This window comes from Micromonospora sp. CA-244673, from assembly GCF_050948395.1.
Taxonomy (GTDB): Bacteria; Actinomycetota; Actinomycetes; order Mycobacteriales; family Micromonosporaceae; genus Micromonospora.
The window spans coordinates 1,606,588-1,618,561 of record NZ_CP192019.1; the positions used below are offsets into that span (position 1 = coordinate 1,606,588).

An 11,974-nucleotide genomic window follows, 5' to 3' on the forward strand; every position below is an offset into this window, starting at 1 on the left:
GGCACCGGACCGCGGCCCCCGTCCACCACCGCCCGGTGGCCGGGGGTCGCGCCGCGTCCGGCCTCCGGGGTCCGGCTCAGGGCAGCGCGGCGACCGCCTCGGCGAACGCGGCCCCGGTGCTGACCGCCGCCGTGACCAGCACGACGAGCTGCGCGCGGGCCACCCCGTACGCCAGGTCGGTGGTGACGTCGGCGGCCAGCTGCAGCGTCCCGTCGCCCGGGTCGTGCACGTACGCCGCCGGCAGCAGCCGGTCGTGGTTCCAGGCGTTGCAGAACGCGTACGCCTCGGCGCGGCGGGCGGCCGGCAGCCGGCGCAGCGCCACGGCACGGGCGTGCAGCACCTCGCCCTGCGGCCCGAGCCGGCGGAACTGGACCACCGCCTCGCCCCAGCGCCCCACCACGGTGCCGTCGGGCTCCACCAGGTACGCGTCGCCGCGGGCGTCGAGGGCGGCGGTGAGCATCCGCAGGCTCAGCGGGGCCGGCTCCTCCTCACCGGGCGGCCCGGGCTCGGCCGCGTAATCGCCGGGGATGTCGTCCTCGGCGGGCAGCGGCACCGGCTCGGCGAGCGGCCGTTCGGCCAGCCAGGAGGCGATCCGGCCGGACTGATGGCCGGTGCCGTTGCGGGCGTCGAAGCTCCCGGCCAGCGTGGTGGCGACGGCCTGGAGCTGGCCGGCGAGCGTTGCCACGTCCACGTCGGCGGCGGGCCGGGGCCCGTGCCCGGGGCGGTGGATGCGCCGCCCGCCGAGACCGGCCTCGGCGGCCAGCCCGCAGAGCAGCGCGCCGGCCGCGGCGAACTCCATGGCGGACAGGTCGTCGGCCGGGTGGTCCAGCCGGGGCAGCTGCTCGGCCAGCACGTCCAGCCCGTGGGCCAGGTGCCCGCCCAGCGCGCAGAACCGCAGGTGCGCGGCGAGCTGCGGGAAGGCCGCCCGCTCCGCACGGTGCCGCCGGTACGCCCGCACGTGCGCGCGGGCGGCGCGCGCCGCGTCACCGGTGCGCAGCCAGGGCAGCAGCCCCGCGGCGAGGGCCCGTTCCGGCTGGTCGGTGCAGGCCGGCTCGCCGTCGAGCACCGGCTCCAGCACGGCCAGCGCGGCCACCGGCTCGCCCCAGCCGGCCAGCAGCTCGGCCCGGCGGGCCGGGGCGCAGCCGGCGCACCCCGCCACCGGGTCGGCGGCGTCGCCGGCGGACCAGCGGTCGTACTCGCGGCGGGCGGTGGGCTCGTCGCCGAGGTGGTCGGCGAGCCGGCAGCGCAGCTCGGCCACCGGCCCGGCGTGCGGGCCCAGCCGGTCGGCGAGATCGTCCAACAGGGAGCGGGCCTGGTCCAGGGCCACCCGGGGGGTGCCGAAGAGCGCCTCGACGGCCTGCCGCTGGTGCCGGCGCAGCCGCTCGGCCGCGCCGGGGGCGTCGAGCAGCCCCGGCTCCCGGTCCACCGTGGCCAGACAGCGGCGCACCGGCTCGACCGTCCGCCACCGCTCACCCAGGTGCAGGTACGCCTCGACCAGCGCGAACCGCGCCGCCAGCCCGGTGTGCGGGTCGCCGGTGGCGTCCGCCCGCGCGGCGATCCGTTCCAGCTCGGCGCAGCGGGCCTCGCCGTCGGGCAGGTCCCGGCCGTCGGCGAGCGCGTCGGCCAGCCCCCGGTCCCGGGAGGTGGTCATCGCAGCGTCCCGCCGGGCAGGTCCGCCACGGCGGCGGCGAGCTGGCAGCCGGTGGTGACGCCGCAGTCGATCAGCTGGTCGAGCTGGTGCGGGGTGACCCCGCGTTCCAGGTCGGTGGTCACCTCGCCGCAGATCTGAGCCAGCCCGTCGTCGGCGACGTGCACGAACGCCTTGGGCCAGAGCCGGTCGTGGTTCCACGCGTTGCAGAAGGCGTGCAGGTCCGGCACCCGCTCGATGCCGAACCGGTGCGCCGCGACGGTGCGCACCTGAAGCAGCTCCCCGGCGGTGCCGCGCCGGTAGAACCAGATGAGACTGTCGCCCCACCGGCCGACCAGGTCGCCGTCGGCGTCCTCGGCCACCGCGTACCCCCGGTTGGCCAGCACGGCGGCGATCAGCTCGCGGGTCAGCGGTCGCAGCGTCTGCGGGTGTCCGGCCAGGGGGCCGTCCGGACCGTCCTCGATCTCCGGCGACGCCATGAGGGGCATCCCTTCTGAGGCGAATAACACAAACGGCGGCGGATCCGTGCGGCGACGCGCGGACACGACCCGGAAAAGCGGCGATCTGCCGGGTCCCGCCGTTACGGTGACTCTATGGCGGGCCGTACCTCTCAGGCGAGCCGGCGGCGCGGCGCGTCGCCGCGCAAGACCACGAACAGCCGTGCCCGCCAGCCGGCCAAGAAGGCCACCAGGGCGACCGCCCGGCGGCGTCCGGCGCGCGGGCCGAGCCCGGCGGCGTTCGCCGGCCGCGCGCTGGGTGCTCTGTGGATGGGGCTGGCGCACAGCGTGGGCTGGGCGTTCCGGGCCGCCGGCCGGCAGGCCGCCACCACCCGCGAGCTGGACCCGGAGCACCGCCGCGACGGCGCCGGGCTGCTCCTGTTCGGCCTGGCCATCCTCAGCGCCGTGGGCATCTGGTCCGGCGGCGCGGGGCCGGTGGGCCGGCACGTGGCGGACACCGCCCGCCTCTTCGTCGGTGCGATCGCCATCGTGCTACCGGTACTGCTCATGGTGGGCGCCTGGCGGCTCATGCGCACCCCGGCCGATCCCGAGCACCGGGGGCGCGGCCTGGTCGGCTGGGGCTCGATGCTGCTCGCCACGGCGGCCATGCTGCACATCGGGCAGGACCCGGTCGACGAGGTCCAGCGTGACTACGCGGGCGGCCTGCTGGGCGCCGGCGTGGGCGATCTGCTCAAGTCCGCGGTCACCGCCTGGGTGGCCATGCCGCTGCTGCTCCTGCTGCTGGTCTTCGGGCTGCTGGTCATCACCGCGACCCCGATCAACAAGATCCCGGAGCGGCTCGGGCTGCGCGGCGGCGCCGTCCCGCCGCCGGAGGCCGAGGAGGCCGAGCCCGAGGCGGCGGCCAAGCCGGCCCGCAAGCGGGCGGCCAAGCGCCTCCCGCCGCCGCTGGACCCGCTCGACCCGGACGACGACCTCGACGGCGTCGACCTGCAGGACACCCTGGTGCTGCCGCGCAAGAAGGTGCCGGCCAGCCGCAAGCCGGTCGAGCCGCCGGAGCACTCCCCGCTGCCCACCCGCGCCGAGCAGCTCGCGCTCACCGGGCTGGCCGGCGACTACACCCTGCCGCCGGCCAACATGCTGGGCAGCGGGGCCGCGCCGAAGACCCGGAGCAAGGCCAACGACGAGGTGATCGCCGCGCTGACCGGCGTCTTCGAGCAGTTCGACGTGGACGCCGCGGTCACCGGCTTCACCCGCGGGCCGACGGTCACCCGCTACGAGGTCGAGCTGGGGCCGGGCGTCAAGGTCGAACGGATCACCCAGCTCTCCCGCAACATCGCCTACGCCGTGAAGTCCCCGGACGTGCGGATCCTCAGCCCCATCCCGGGCAAGAGCGCGGTCGGCGTGGAGATCCCGAACACCGACCCGGAGAACGTGGCGCTCGGCGACGTGCTGCGCTCGCGGGCCGCGAAGAGCGACCACCACCCGATGGTGGTCGCGCTCGGCAAGGACATCGAGGGCGGCTACGTGGTGGCCAACCTCGCGAAGATGCCGCACATCCTCATCGCGGGCGCCACCGGCGCCGGCAAGTCGTCCTGCCTGAACTCGCTGCTGGTCTCGGTCCTCACCCGGGCCACCCCGGACGAGGTGCGGCTGCTGCTCATCGACCCGAAGCGGGTCGAGATGACCGGCTACGAGGGCATCCCGCACCTGGTCACCCCGATCGTGACCAACCCGAAGAAGGCGGCCGACTCGCTGGAGTGGGTCGTCCGCGAGATGGACATGCGCTACGACGACCTCGCCGCCAACGGGGTCCGGCACATCGACGACTTCAACCGCAAGGTGCGCAACGGCGAGATCAAGGCGCCGCCGGGCAGCGAGCGGGAGATGCGGCCCTACCCGTACCTGCTGGTGATCGTGGACGAGCTGGCCGATCTCATGATGGTCGCGCCGCGCGACGTGGAGGACTCGGTCGTCCGGATCACCCAGCTGGCGCGGGCCGCCGGCATCCACCTGGTGCTGGCCACCCAGCGCCCCTCGGTCGACGTGGTCACCGGCCTGATCAAGGCGAACGTGCCGTCCCGGCTCGCCTTCGCCACCTCCTCGCTGGCCGACTCCCGGGTCATCCTCGACCAGCCCGGCGCGGAGAAGCTGCTCGGCCGCGGCGACGGGCTGTTCCTGCCGATGGGTGCGTCGAAGCCGGTCCGCATCCAGGGCGCCTGGGTGACCGAGCGCGAGATCCACGACGTGGTGAAGTTCTGCAAGGACCAGCGCGAGCCGGACTTCCGTCCGGACGTGCTCGCCCCGGCGCAGGACAGCAAGAAGAAGATCGACGAGGACATCGGCGACGACCTGGACCTGCTGGTGCAGGCGGTGGAGCTGGTGGTCACCTCGCAGTTCGGCTCGACCTCGATGCTGCAGCGCAAGCTGCGGGTCGGCTTCGCCAAGGCGGGCCGGCTCATGGATCTCATGGAGACCCGGGGCGTGGTCGGCCCGTCCGAGGGGTCCAAGGCCCGCGACGTGCTGGTCAAGCCGGACGAGCTGGAGGAGGTCCTGGTCGGCCTGCGCGGCGGCGAGGAGTAGCTCGACGGTCACACGACGAGGGCCCCGCCGGGATCCGGCGGGGCCCTCGTCGTGTCGGCGGTTCGGTCAGGAGTTCAGGATCACGGCGGCGAGCACCATGCCGAGGACGGCGCCGGCGACGCTCGCGACGGCGGCGTACCAGCCGAGCGGCTTGTCGCCGAGCACCGCGCCGACGATGCCGAGGATCAGCCCGACCAGGCCGAGGAACGGCACGAAGATGGCGATCACGGCGAAGACGAAACCGAGGATCGTGCAGATCCGGGCGGCGTTGCTGCGGGGGCGGGTGCTGGCGGGCATGTCGGCCATGATGTCCTCCGTCGTTGGGTTCCCTTGGGTGGGGCGAGGAGGGGATACCCCGGCCGGCAGCACGTCCAAACGGGACGCCGGCGTGCCGGTCAGTGGAAGAGCTTGAGGCCGACCACGCCGGCCACCACGAGCAGCAGGCAGCCGATCCGCGGCAGGCTGGCCGACTCGCCCAGCGCCAGCATGCCGACCAGCGCGGTGCCGACCGCCCCGATGCCGACCCACACCGCGTAGCCGGTGCCCACCGGGATGTCGCGCAGCGCGTACGCCAGGCCGGCCATGCTCGCCACCAGCGAGACGGCGAAGACCAGGGAGGGGACCGGGCGGGTGAAGCCGGCGCTGCGGTCGAGGGCGATCGCCCAGGCGGTCTCCAGCAGTCCGGAGAGCACCAGCACGAGCCAGGCCATAGGTCACCTCTGACGGGACGGGCCCGGCCACCGGGGCCGGGACGGGCGGTCACACGGGGCGTCTTGGCCTGACCGGGTACGCCCACCACTCGTCCGGGGCGGCACGGGGCCGCCGGATCCGACGCTAGCACCGCCGGGGCCGGCGGTCCGGCACGGTGACAAACCCCACCATGGCTGGAGTTCACGCGAACTTCAGGTTGCAGGATGGTCGGCATGACCGTGCTCTTCTCCGACGAGGACGTCGCCGCCGCCGTGGACGCCCCGCTCACCGTCGCCGCCATGCGGGACGCGCTGCTGGCCGCGTACGAGGGACGGCTGATCGCCCCGCCCCGGGCGTCCGCCCCGCTCGGCGGCGGCCGGATGGTGCTCACGGCCGGGCACCTCACCGGCGAGTGGTACGGCTTCCGCTCGTACGACACGTTCGGGCACCCGGAGAGCGGGCAGCTCGTGGTCCTCCACGACGCCACCACCGGGGCGGTACGCGCCATCGCGGTCGGCGAGGAGCTGGGCTCGCGGCGCACCGGGGGACTGGGCGGGGTGGCCGTGGACACGCTGGCCCGCCCCGACGCGGCCACCCTCGGCGTGGTCGGCTCCGGCCGCCAGGCGTGGACCCAGGTCTGGGCCGCCGCCGCGGTCCGCCCGCTGCGCGAGGTGACCGTGCACAGCCGCTCGGCGGCCCGCCGGGACGCGTTCGCCGCCCGGGTCCGGGCCGAGCTGGGCGTGCCGGCCCGCGCCGTCGACTCGGCCGCCGCGGCGGTGCGCGACCGGGACCTCGTGGTGCTCGCCACCACCAGCACCTGTCCCGTGCTGGCCGCCGCCGACCTCGCCCCGGGCACCCACGTCAACACGGTCGGCTTCAAGCAGGTCGACCGGCACGAGTTCGGGCCGGACCTGCTGGACGCCGCCGACCTGCTGGTCACCGACTCGCCCGCGCAGGCGGCCGCGTACGCCCCGCCGATGCTGGCCGCCGTCGACCCGTACGCGGACCGGCTGCGCGACCTGGGCGCGGTGCTGGCCGGTGCGGTCCCGGGCCGGACCGGCGCGGACCAGATCTCGGTCTTCTGCTCCACCGGCCTGGCGGGCACGGAGGTCTTCCTGCTCGACCGGCTGGCCCGGGTCGGCGCGGCGGCCCGCTGACCCGCGGCGGGAGTGTGAGCAGGCCGATGCCCCCGGCCGGCCGTGGTGGGGTTCCCGGCGCGGCCCGGTACCCTCGGATGGTGTCTGCCACCTCCCCCTCCTCCGACGACTCCAGCTCGGCGCCCCTGGCGCCGCGCCGCGACCTGGAGCCGTCGGCTGACGGCCGTCGCGTCGCCCTGCTGACGCTGGGTTGCGCCCGTAACGAGGTCGACTCGGAGGAGTTGGCCGCCCGGCTGCACGCCGACGGCTGGCAGGTGACCACCGACGGCGAGGGCGCCGACGTGGTGGTGGTGAACACCTGCGGTTTCGTGGAGAAGGCCAAGCAGGACTCGATCCAGACACTGCTGGCCGCCGCCGACACCGGCGCCAAGGTCGTCGCCGCCGGCTGCATGGCCGAGCGCTACGGCCGCGAGCTGGCCGACAGCCTCCCCGAGGCGCAGGCGGTGCTCAGCTTCGACGACTACCCGGACATCGCCGCCCGGCTGGACGCCGTGGTGGCCGGCGAGGCGCTCGGCGCGCACACCCCGCGTGACCGGCGGGAGCTGCTGCCCCTCACCCCGGTGAAGCGCCGCGAGGCGGCCGTGTCGCTGCCCGGGCACGGCACACCGACCCGGGTCGCCGCCGAGACCGACGAGCACACCCCGGCGCACCTGCGGCAGGTGCTGCGGCACCGGCTCGACACCGGGCCGGTGGCCTCGCTCAAGCTGGCCAGCGGCTGCGACCGGCGCTGCGCGTTCTGCGCCATCCCGGCGTTCCGCGGGGCGTTCGTCTCGCGCACCCCGGACGAGCTGCTCGCCGAGGCGGAGTGGCTGGCCAAGACCGGCGTCCGCGAGCTGGTGCTGGTCAGCGAGAACTCCACCTCGTACGGCAAGGACCTGGGCGACCCCCGGGCGCTGGAGAAGCTGCTGCCGCAGCTCGCCGCCATCGACGGCATCGTGCGGGTGCGGGCCAGCTACCTCCAGCCCGCCGAGACCCGGCCCGGCCTGGTCGAGGTGATCGCCACCACGCCGGGCGTGGCCGCGTACTTCGACCTGTCGTTCCAGCACTCCAGCGAGCCGGTGCTGCGCCGGATGCGCCGGTTCGGCTCCACCGACCGGTTCCTGGAGCTGCTCGCCTCCGCCCGCGCGCTGGCCCCGGCGGCCGGCGCGCGGAGCAACTTCATCGTCGGCTTCCCCGGCGAGACCCGGCAGGACGTGGCCGAGCTGGTCCGGTTCCTGACCGAGGCGCGGCTCGACGCCATCGGCGTGTTCGACTACAGCGACGAGGACGGCACCGAGGCCGCCGGCCTGCCCGGCAAGGTCTCCGCCGCGACGATCAAGCGCCGCTACGACAAGCTGGCCGCGCTCGCCGACGAGCTCTGCTCGCAGCGGGCCGAGGAGCGGCTCGGCTCGACGGTGGAGGTGCTGGTCGACTCGGTCGCCGACGGCGTGGTCGAGGGGCGGGCCGCCCACCAGGCGCCCGAGGTCGACGGCTCGACCACCCTGGTCGCCCCGGACGGCGGCGGGGTGGACCTGGCCGCGCTGCGTCCCGGTGACCTGGTCCGGGCCACGGTCACCGCGACCGAGGGAGTCGACCTGATCGCCGTACCGGATGAGATGATCTCGGCGGCGCCCGGCGCGGCACGGTGACGGCGGGTCCGGACAGAACGGGGAAGCCACGTGGGGCGGTGCCGGACATGACCGGAGCGGAGTCGACGGTGGCGGCCCCGGTGCCCCTGCTCAACGCGGCGAACGTGCTGACCGCGGTGCGGCTGGTGCTGGTACCGGTCTTCGCGGTCACCGTGGTCGCCTCCGCCATGAGTCACACCGGCTGGCGGATGGCCGCCTGCGTGATCTTCGTGGTCGCTTCGGCGACCGACCTGGTGGACGGCTGGATCGCCCGCCGGTTCGGGCTGGTCACCTCGCTGGGCAAGGTGGCCGACCCGATCGCCGACAAGGCGCTCACCGGCGCCGCCCTCGTGCTGCTCTCCTGGTACGACCGGCTGCCGTGGTGGGTGACCGCGGTGATCCTCGCCCGCGAGCTGGGCATCACCGCGCTGCGGTTCTGGGTGATCCGGCGCGGGGTCATCGCGGCCAGCCGGGGCGGCAAGGTCAAGACGGCGCTGCAGATCCTGGCGATCACCTGGTACCTCTGGCCGATGCCCGACGCGCTGGCCCCGGTCGGGCCGTGGATCATGGGCGCGGCCGTGGTGGTCACCGTGGTGACCGGCTTCGACTACGTCGCCCAGGCGCTGCGCCTGCGCCGTCCCACCGGCTGACCCCGCGCGGCGCGTCGCCGTCGACAACCACATGATCGGCGAATCCGTGCGCAGGATGAGTAGGTCGCCGCGGGGCGGGAAGAGAGGGCCGGCATGGGGACGGATGCGAACTACGAGCGGCCTGCCGGCAGTCCGGCGGCCTCGGTGGTGCACAGTCTGCACGAGCGCAAGGAGACCCTGGCCACCGTCGAGTCGCTGACCGGCGGGCTGCTCTCCGCCGCGATCGTGGAGATCGCCGGGGTCAGCGGGGTCTTCCGTGGCGGCCTGGTGGTCTACGCCACCGAGTTGAAGTCGGAGCTGGCCGGCGTACCGGAGGGCCTGCTGGTCGAGCGCGGGCCGGTCGATCCGGACGTGGCCGCCGCCCTCGCCGAGGGCGGGCGGCGGCGCTGCGGCGCCGACTGGGGGCTGGCCACCACCGGCGTGGCCGGGCCGGAGCCGCAGGACGGCAAGCCGGTCGGCCTGGTCTACGTCGCCGCGGCCGGGCCCGGCGGCACCGAGGTCCGCGAGCTGCGCCTCGACGGTGGCCGGGAGCACGTCCGCTCGGCCGCGGTGATCGAGGCGCTGCGCCTGCTCGCCGAGCAGATCCACGCCGCCTCCCAGGCCGACGAGGCGCGGCCCGCCGACGAGGCGGACGGTGCCGACCGGACCGGCGCCGACCGGACCGGTGCCGACCGGACCGGCGCCGGCCGGCCGTGACCCGGTTCGCGACAGGCCCGACCGCGGCCGGGGACCCCGACCGGCCCGCGAGGGCGGTTCGCAGGATTGGAGAGGCGGGGTGGGATGTCGTCGTGGCGACCAACGGGTACGGTTGCGGGAAGGCTCCGGCGGACGACGCCGGCGCCGGGGCGGTCCGCCGCGCCCGGCGCGGCACGCCCGGCCGGAGATGGTGGTTCCCGTTCAGGGGGAGGTGCGATGGTTCTGCTACGCCGGGTGATCGGTGACGCACTGCGGGCGCGCCGGCAGGGGCAGCACCGCACCCTCCGCGAGGTCTCCTCCGCCGCCAACGTGAGCCTCGGTTACCTCTCCGAGATCGAGCGCGGCCACAAGGAGCCCTCCAGCGAGCTGCTGGCCGCGATCTGCGACGCGCTCGGCGCCCGCCTCTCCGAGCTGCTCCGCGAGGTCAGCGACACGGTCGCGCTGGCCGAGCAGATGCCCGGGGTGCTGGTCCCGGTGGCCGACGAGACGATCGAGGCGACGCCGGCCGTGCGCAAGGCCACCAACCGGGGGGTCCGCCAGGTCACCTCCGACGGCTCGGTGGCCGTCCAGGTCCGCCAGGACTCGCCGCTCAAGGCGACGCTCCGCACCACCCGGGTCCGCCCCGCGGACCGGGACGTGGTCTGCGCCGCCTGATCCCGCCCGCCGCGCCGTGGCCACCGGTGGCGACCGCGTCGTAGTGTTGATCAGGGTCGTACGGGTGCCGGGTTGGCGTCCGACTGGGACCATGGAGGCACACCGCGCGGCCCGCCGGTCGACCCCGGTCGGGCGACGCGACGCTACTGAGGGGACAAGGCGGAGATGGCGAACCCGTTCGTCAAGGGTTGGAAATACCTGATGGCGCTCTTCGGCGCGAAGATCGACGAGCACGCCGATCCGAAGGTGCAGATCCAGCAGGCCATCGAGGAGGCCCAGCGGCAGCACCAGGCGCTGGTCCAGCAGGCGGCCGCCGTGATCGGCAACCAGCGCCAGCTGGAGATGAAGCTGTCCCGGCAGATGACCGAGGTCGAGCAGCTCCAGGGCAACGCCCGGCAGGCCCTGGTCCTGGCCGACCAGGCCCGGGGCCGCGGCGACGAGACCGAGGCCGGGCGCTACGAGCAGTCCGCGCAGCTGCTCGCCAGCCAACTGGTCTCCGCCGAGCAGGCGATGGAGGACCTCAAGACCCTGCACGACCAGGCGCTCGGCGCGGCCGCGCAGGCCCGCAAGGCGGTCGAGAACAACTCGATGATCCTCCAGCAGAAGCTGGCCGAGCGCACCAAGCTGCTGAGCCAGCTCGAGCAGGCCAAGATGCAGGAGACCGTGGCCCGCTCGCTGGAGTCGATGTCGGCGCTCACCGCCCCCGCCACCACCCCGTCGCTCAACGAGGTCCGCGACCGGATCGAGCGCCGCTACGCCGACGCCATGGGCCGGGCCGAACTGGCCGGCAACTCCGTCGAGGGCCGGATGCTGGAGATCCAGAAGGCGACCCTCGACTCGGCCGGGTCGGCGAGACTGGAGCAGATCCGGTCGAGCATGGCCGGCGAGCAGCTCGGCGGCCGGCAGGAACGCCCCGGGGTGGCGCAGCCCGCCGACCCGGCGGCCGCCGCCCGGCTCGAGGAGATCCGCGCCAACATGAGCCGGGAGCGCGGCACCGGGGAGAGCACCACGAGCTAGGGGACGGGGGAGACCGATGGTCGACGAGCGGGCACGGCACTTCCGCCGGCTGCGCAGGTTGCGCCGGTCCGCGCGGCGCTGGAGCGTCCTGGCCGGTGGGCTGGGCGGCGCCGCCGCCGTGCTGACCCCGTACGCCGGGCTGGGCCTGCCCGACGCGGCCTGGGCCGGCGCCGCCGGCAGCGCGATCGCCCTCGCGGCCTGGCGCTGGGCCGACCTCAGGGTCCTCGCCGCCGTGCCGGCCCCGCCGGCCCTCGACCCGGCCGACGCCGCCGCCCGCTCCCGCGCCCGGCTGGTCGCCGCCGTCGAGCGGCTGCCCGTGGGCCCCGGCGTCCTCGCCGAGGTACGCCGCGTCCGCTCCCGCCTCGCGCTGCGCGGCACCACCGCCGCCGAGGCGTGGGCCCGACTGGACCGGGCCGCGCTGACGCTGGCCGGGCTGGCCGGCCGGCTCACCGGGCTGGCCGAGCCGGCCGTCCGCGAGGCGGCCGAGGCCGACCGCTCCCTGCGCGACCTGGCCAACCGGGTGGCCGGCGTGGAACGCGCCCTGAAGCTCGCCCCCGCCGAGGCGCGCGGGTCGCTCGCCGAGGCGCACGCCACCCTGGTCGGCCAACTGGAGAGCGGGGTTGCGGCGTACGAGCGGCTGGTGGTGGCCGCCGCCGGCTACGTGGCCGAGGACGCCCACCCGAGCACCGAGGACCCCTCGGCCACCCGTCTCACCGAGGCCACCGACCTGCTGCACGGCGTCGCGTCCGCCCTGGCCGAACTCCGCACCGCACACACCCCCCTCCGCACCCCCTGACCGACCCCGCGCCCCTCCTCC

At 75.5% G+C, this 11,974-nt stretch carries 12 protein-coding genes and 1 riboswitch; of the genes, 8 read left to right on the plus strand and 4 right to left on the minus strand.

Going from position 1 to position 11,974, the window contains the following annotated elements; genetic code table 11:
• Positions 1 to 76 precede the first annotated feature (76 nt).
• Both ACQP12_RS07750 and ACQP12_RS07755 read right to left on the minus strand, forming a co-directional pair.
• Positions 77 to 1,651: a YbjN domain-containing protein gene (locus ACQP12_RS07750; protein ID WP_433286187.1), complete on the minus strand. Its 1,575-nt coding sequence runs from the start codon at positions 1,649 to 1,651 to the stop codon at positions 77 to 79.
• On the minus strand, positions 1,648 to 2,127 hold the full coding sequence (locus ACQP12_RS07755; RefSeq protein WP_433286189.1) for a YbjN domain-containing protein: 480 nt from the start codon (positions 2,125 to 2,127) through the stop codon (positions 1,648 to 1,650). The genes ACQP12_RS07750 and ACQP12_RS07755 overlap by 4 nt, the downstream gene beginning before the upstream one ends.
• A gap of 114 nt (positions 2,128 to 2,241) precedes the next feature.
• On the opposite strand from ACQP12_RS07755, the gene ACQP12_RS07760 reads away from it, so the two are divergent.
• On the plus strand, positions 2,242 to 4,686 hold the full coding sequence (locus ACQP12_RS07760) for a DNA translocase FtsK (RefSeq protein WP_433286191.1): 2,445 nt from the start codon (positions 2,242 to 2,244) through the stop codon (positions 4,684 to 4,686).
• A 66-nt stretch (positions 4,687 to 4,752) separates the two neighbouring features.
• Here the strand turns inward: ACQP12_RS07760 and ACQP12_RS07765 are convergent, their stop codons facing one another.
• Both ACQP12_RS07765 and ACQP12_RS07770 read right to left on the minus strand, forming a co-directional pair.
• Positions 4,753 to 4,992, minus strand: coding sequence for a hypothetical protein (locus tag ACQP12_RS07765; RefSeq protein ID WP_357942054.1), 240 nt, complete (start codon positions 4,990 to 4,992; stop codon positions 4,753 to 4,755).
• An 89-nt stretch (positions 4,993 to 5,081) separates the two neighbouring features.
• Positions 5,082 to 5,396, minus strand: a complete 315-nt coding sequence (locus ACQP12_RS07770) for a DMT family transporter (RefSeq protein WP_357942056.1) — start codon at positions 5,394 to 5,396, stop codon at positions 5,082 to 5,084.
• A 52-nt stretch (positions 5,397 to 5,448) separates the two neighbouring features.
• A riboswitch (guanidine-III (ykkC-III) riboswitch) is annotated at positions 5,449 to 5,514 on the minus strand.
• 95 nt (positions 5,515 to 5,609) lie between these two features.
• On the opposite strand from ACQP12_RS07770, the gene ACQP12_RS07775 reads away from it, so the two are divergent.
• The 7 genes from ACQP12_RS07775 to pspM all read left to right on the plus strand — a co-directional run bounded on the left by ACQP12_RS07775 (position 5,610) and on the right by pspM (position 11,953).
• On the plus strand, positions 5,610 to 6,533 hold the full coding sequence (locus tag ACQP12_RS07775; protein ID WP_433286194.1) for an ornithine cyclodeaminase family protein: 924 nt from the start codon (positions 5,610 to 5,612) through the stop codon (positions 6,531 to 6,533).
• 77 nt (positions 6,534 to 6,610) lie between these two features.
• The gene (rimO, locus tag ACQP12_RS07780; RefSeq protein ID WP_433286196.1) at positions 6,611 to 8,161 is read left to right on the plus strand and encodes a 30S ribosomal protein S12 methylthiotransferase RimO; all 1,551 of its coding nucleotides are present in this window, start codon (positions 6,611 to 6,613) and stop codon (positions 8,159 to 8,161) included.
• Positions 8,162 to 8,208: 47 nt separating this feature from the next.
• Positions 8,209 to 8,790, plus strand: coding sequence for a CDP-diacylglycerol--glycerol-3-phosphate 3-phosphatidyltransferase (gene pgsA, locus ACQP12_RS07785; RefSeq protein WP_433286198.1), 582 nt, complete (start codon positions 8,209 to 8,211; stop codon positions 8,788 to 8,790).
• A gap of 93 nt (positions 8,791 to 8,883) precedes the next feature.
• Complete coding sequence (locus tag ACQP12_RS07790) at positions 8,884 to 9,486, plus strand: CinA family protein (protein ID WP_433286200.1); 603 nt, start codon at positions 8,884 to 8,886, stop codon at positions 9,484 to 9,486.
• Between the two features lie 216 nt (positions 9,487 to 9,702).
• On the plus strand, positions 9,703 to 10,140 hold the full coding sequence (locus ACQP12_RS07795) for a helix-turn-helix domain-containing protein (RefSeq protein WP_357942066.1): 438 nt from the start codon (positions 9,703 to 9,705) through the stop codon (positions 10,138 to 10,140).
• A gap of 165 nt (positions 10,141 to 10,305) precedes the next feature.
• Complete coding sequence (locus tag ACQP12_RS07800) at positions 10,306 to 11,157, plus strand: PspA/IM30 family protein (protein ID WP_433286202.1); 852 nt, start codon at positions 10,306 to 10,308, stop codon at positions 11,155 to 11,157.
• Positions 11,158 to 11,173: 16 nt separating this feature from the next.
• Positions 11,174 to 11,953, plus strand: coding sequence for a phage shock envelope stress response protein PspM (gene pspM, locus ACQP12_RS07805; RefSeq protein WP_433286204.1), 780 nt, complete (start codon positions 11,174 to 11,176; stop codon positions 11,951 to 11,953).
• Positions 11,954 to 11,974: the final 21 nt, after the last annotated feature.